Origin of the sequence: Enterobacter cloacae complex sp. IR5403 (genome assembly GCF_049238705.1) — a bacterium.
In the GTDB taxonomy this organism is placed as follows: domain Bacteria; phylum Pseudomonadota; class Gammaproteobacteria; order Enterobacterales; family Enterobacteriaceae; genus Enterobacter; species Enterobacter hormaechei_C.
Map to the genome: position 1 here is coordinate 1 of NZ_JBMKHP010000033.1, position 4,717 is coordinate 4,717.

Here is a 4,717-nt window from a genome sequence, read left to right on the forward strand (position 1 = left end):
ATCAGACACCGTCTGAATTTGCAGCGGGCTGGAGAAAGGGTCATTCTGAGAATGAAGATTCCGACGTTACTAACTGAGTGTTGTATCTAATCGTGGGGGCAGGTCAACTTGCGAGTGCTTTTCAGTACTTACTAAACCAACACATCATTCTAAAAAAAGGCTAATGCTATACGCCTAATAAAGTTATAGCAAATGGTGAAACAGGAAGTTTCACTGTCAATGAATGGAAGCATAGATATGAAGAGAAATAATGACCTAAAAAGAATCCGTACACACAATGATTACCCAACACTAAAAACAGGACGTAAATCATTCAATAACATGTTCGATAGAACTCTATACAATGATGATTATCATGATGTAACGATTAGTACCGAGTTTAGTAACCTATCATTGTTTTTGAAATGGCATGAAGTGAACTATGTAGAAGGTTGGCATCTTGATAAAGACATACTAAATCCTGGTGCTCGTGAGTATTCATCCCAAAACTGTATGTACGTTCCCCCTGAAGTAAACCAACTATTCAAAAGTACTAAACCAGGCAAGTACATGAAAGGTGTTGAAGCATCAGGTAAGAAATTCAAAGCATACTGTAGCGTAGATAGTAAAAAGAAATGTTTAGGAACTTTCAGTACTGAACTCGAAGCACATGAAGTACATATGAAATGGCGTAAGGCACGTTTGATAGAACTTGCTGAGAAGTACAAAGAATATAAAAAACTAAGTGCGGCACTATTGAATCACGCTAACAACATTTAAAGAAAAAGGCCTGTAGTGGGTGGAATCACTACAGGCCAAGTATTAATTAAGAATATATAGGACTATTTATCATGACAAAAAAGAAAGAACCACATGAACTAATGAAACGTGGCAGAAAAGAAACAGTACATCAAAATAACGATCTACGTAGTCACTTAGCAGGGGTTAAAAATCTAAATCAGTTAACCAGTGCTGCACAGGACGTTATCAAGAAACATATAGATGCTATGACAAAATCAAAAGGTTCTAAGAGAGGTATGGTGAAAAAGAACATACTTATACTTCTAACAATTATGGGTGATATCAGCGTAGCTAAAACAAAAGCAATACTTGATAGTAATGAACTGTTTGAAGGTGATAATTACTCTAAATCGAGGGTGAATGATTACAAGGTAGTACTGACAGGTGTATCACAAGAACTATGGGCTATGTATGTAAATGGTACACCTATTAGAATAGACGATCCGCGAGGTGGTGAGTACCTTACTGGTGAAGAGTTATATAATCTCACTCGCCTTATTCAAAGTAACCCAACTAAAAAACAACTCTCAGATTTCATCAAAAAAATTTATCCGTCCTAAATTAGTACGATAGTGGGGGGCTAATTAGGGTTCCATCGTACTAATTCGGGTTATTATCGACTTTTTAGGAGTAAAATTGACCGAAAAAGCACTAAATTATGGCATTTTTTGGCCTTTTTTAGCTCGTTTTATGTACTATCCCGTATTAGTACCCCTTATATTAATATTAATTGGATCTCCTAATGCCTTACTGATATTCAGTCATTAGAGAGCCTAACTCGCGTTGCTCGTTAGTCTCTATAAAAACCAAAAATTAGATCGCAAACGTTCCGTTTTTTCTCGTGGGTACTCGAAAAGACGGAAGGCGTTTTTTCTCGCTTTGCTCGATAGATGATAGTACTGAATCAAAGTGATTGGGGTCGTTACTGCGTACCTAAAGTCTTTGTGAGTAACTACGCGTCGCCTTGCTCCTTGTCGGGGTTACGGGCTGTTGAAGCCCTTCGTGTACTTACCTACCTTATAGTGGTGATGTTCGATTACTCGACACATGATATAATTGCCATATGCAAACAGCAGGGAAAACAAAATGCAAATAATGAGGATGACATACGACGACATTGATAAAAATGGCTATGCCAAATTACACGTCTATGGAATAGGAACTTTCTCGGTATTCAGTGGGCAGAACCCATATACCAATGATCCCAATTGTGCGTTTATGCCTAATAGTGCTATCCCTACTGGACGGTACTGGATAGTTGATAGGCCAACTGGTTCTACTCTGAATCAGATCCGGGCATGGGGGATTGATACAATCACTGGTAACGATCACTCCGAATGGTTTGCACTCTTCAGTGCTCAAACCATGACAGATAGCATTCTGATTAATGGTGTATCGCGGGGTAGTTTCCGTTTACATCCATTACGGCCAGATGGAACGGGTGTATCAGAGGGATGCATAACATTCGTCAATCGCCCTGATTTCTATACTGTACGTAGTCAGTTGCTACGTACTAAAAAGGTTAAAGTACCAGGTTCCAGAACTGGATTAATGGCGTATGGGTGGGTGGACGTACAAGGGGGTAGCAACTATGCGAACTGTAGGATTCGTTAAGTATGCAGCCTTATATAGTATCTGCATCATCTTTTCATGGTGGCTATCAAGCTTTGGTAAGCCCCTGAGCGGCATAACGCAATGGGCTATGGATACCGCCTATAGTACTTTCGGTTCCGGCCTGAGCGGGTCATACGAAGCTGATGCAGATCCAGTAAGGTTCATAGCCTTAATCGTGATGGTACTCATCTACGCTACGGTACTGTTTCTGCTCATACGCTTAGCCCTCAGAAAGTTCCAAAACAAACGCTAATACCTCATTTTATTAAGTACCCTCACTGGATATAGTGGGGGTAATTTTCATATAGCTATATGTACTGTTTATGTGCTGAATTCTTAATTATTAGTAAATACATAGAAGGTTTGGCAGTACTAACCCACTATGGAATTTTTGAAATGATAAGAATGGAATTTAACAACTACGATGATGGAACATATTACTTTCTTTATGTTACAGAGGAAGTACGCATTGAAACTAATGGTATTGATGGCCTTCAAATGGAAACCCGCGATTCGCGAGTATGGGATTTAGGCGAACCTTTTCAGTATCTAACCATAAGCGAACGAAAGAATGAGTATTTTAACAAAAGTCTACGTAATCAGTACTTAGATACTGTTATTGAAGCGGTGAGAATACTCAACAATTTAATATGAATGGGATAGTTTTATTAGAGAGTGATGACCATATTTTAAAGTCAGGGTCATCACAACTCATGTATTACCTATAAATTTATTTAAAGAGAGTATCAAAATCCACAGTTAAACTTTTGATTGAGTCGGCTAATGATTTATGTACTTCTTCAATATCTGATTTATGTTGCTGCCATTTCTGTAATACGATATATATTCCATCATCCATGTTAAAAGAAGAGATGATCTTGGAATGTATTTTATTTGTTTTGCTTAAATGCGATATTAGCGTATGGAATTTATCAGTTTGCAGTACATAGATTTTCCAAATCTTTAAACCCTCACATCTTGTACCATAATCGATGACTTTTTTACTAAAGTCTTGCCAAAGTTCATTATGCCGTTTGAAGTTATCTAAAAGATCATTTGGAGTAGCGTTATTCTCAGGTTTAATTATTAACCTGTAACTTGCTAACAAATGTTGCTGTAATATTCTTAACTGTATCATTTCGGCCATACACATACTGGCTTGCTTGAACCCTTCATGTTGTATCTTAGGAGAGATCCAATCTTTGGCATTGTACGCAGCATAAACAGCCGCACCAGCCATCGCCATATTACATGCAGCACTTACCCAATCAGTTACACTCCCCCATTCGAACCCTTGAGCATCCAGAAAAAGAACCTTGATAAGTACTAAAACTGCAACAATGAACAGCACTATGATGATGGCTAATAAAGCAAAATTGGTTTTTTTTAATTCCATTGTTGATAAAATCCGCAATCAAATTTATTGATCAAATATTGTACTTTACCATTGCAAACGCAATCAAGTACACTCACAACCTCACGCCCCCCACGATGGGTAGGTTTGTTTAAGGTGTGGGTGTGGCGTGAAGCTATCGCATGATATTCCTCAGTACTGATACTGCCCCTTCAATTTACATGTAAGTAAAGAAATTCTACATAAGGCCGATACTACCCATTGTGACTTAGAGGGTGTTGAAACAACCTCTTGTATTCCAGATAATTCACAAGGGTTACTAATGGGGAAAATTATTGTAGTTTTATTGGTGCTCATCGCTTTGTATTTCAAAATCTCAGGTGGAGATGTTAAGCATGAAGCACAAGCCGAAGAGCCGTCTACTCAGCTCACAGATCAAGAGTTACAGGACGCTAAGGATTTCGCACAGGCACTTATCCAGCGTGATTACACATGCGATAAAGTCACTACGTTTAGCAATGCCAACTTCTCAGGCCGTATAGATGTATGGTGTGATGATCAGTACCAGTATGAGATTACAAAGCCTGGTGGACGCTGGCAGGTAGTAGCGAAGTAATCTGAAAATTTCAGTACTAAGCCCTGTATGGTGTGAATCTACAGGGCTTTTTCAATTTGTAAATGATATTATCATTCAGAACTTGCCTATAGTGAAGAGTGATAAAATGAAAATTACTGTTGAAAATATCTCTGAGATGTTCGAGGGAACGAAAGAACTATTGATTGGTGGGCTGATCACGGCTATCACTGGTTTGATTATTATAATTGGTCCAAATGGCAATGAATATGTAAAAGTGCCATTGATGTTAGGGAAGGTGCGAATAAGCGGGGAAATTCTTCTCGGCTGACTCAGTCATTTCATTTCTTCATGTTTGAGCCGATTTTTTCTCCCGTAAATGCCTTGAATCAGCC

At 38.5% G+C, this 4,717-nt stretch carries 6 protein-coding genes; 5 read left to right on the forward strand and 1 reads right to left on the reverse strand.

All coding sequences use genetic code 11. The features are described 5' to 3' along the window. Nucleotides 1–237 precede the first annotated feature (237 nt). The 3 genes from ACOTW6_RS21785 to ACOTW6_RS21795 all read left to right on the forward strand — a co-directional run bounded on the left by ACOTW6_RS21785 (nt 238) and on the right by ACOTW6_RS21795 (nt 2,394). Nucleotides 238–759, forward strand: coding sequence for a hypothetical protein (locus ACOTW6_RS21785; protein WP_174402503.1), 522 nt, complete (start codon nt 238–240; stop codon nt 757–759). Nucleotides 760–830: 71 nt separating this feature from the next. Next, nucleotides 831–1,340: a hypothetical protein gene (locus ACOTW6_RS21790; RefSeq protein ID WP_213788895.1), complete on the forward strand. Its 510-nt coding sequence runs from the start codon at nt 831–833 to the stop codon at nt 1,338–1,340. 541 nt (nt 1,341–1,881) lie between these two features. Beyond that, nucleotides 1,882–2,394, forward strand: a complete 513-nt coding sequence (locus tag ACOTW6_RS21795) for a DUF2778 domain-containing protein (protein ID WP_306414113.1) — start codon at nt 1,882–1,884, stop codon at nt 2,392–2,394. 730 nt (nt 2,395–3,124) lie between these two features. Here ACOTW6_RS21795 and ACOTW6_RS21800 read toward each other — a convergent pair. Next, the gene (locus ACOTW6_RS21800; protein WP_213788894.1) at nt 3,125–3,790 is read right to left on the reverse strand and encodes a hypothetical protein; all 666 of its coding nucleotides are present in this window, start codon (nt 3,788–3,790) and stop codon (nt 3,125–3,127) included. A 280-nt stretch (nt 3,791–4,070) separates the two neighbouring features. Between ACOTW6_RS21800 and ACOTW6_RS21805 the strand changes: the two genes are divergently transcribed. Both ACOTW6_RS21805 and ACOTW6_RS21810 read left to right on the forward strand, forming a co-directional pair. Further along, nucleotides 4,071–4,364, forward strand: coding sequence for a hypothetical protein (locus ACOTW6_RS21805; RefSeq protein WP_044866395.1), 294 nt, complete (start codon nt 4,071–4,073; stop codon nt 4,362–4,364). Nucleotides 4,365–4,470: 106 nt separating this feature from the next. Then, nucleotides 4,471–4,653: a hypothetical protein gene (locus ACOTW6_RS21810; RefSeq protein WP_421766302.1), complete on the forward strand. Its 183-nt coding sequence runs from the start codon at nt 4,471–4,473 to the stop codon at nt 4,651–4,653. The last annotated feature ends 64 nt before the right edge of the window (nt 4,654–4,717 follow it).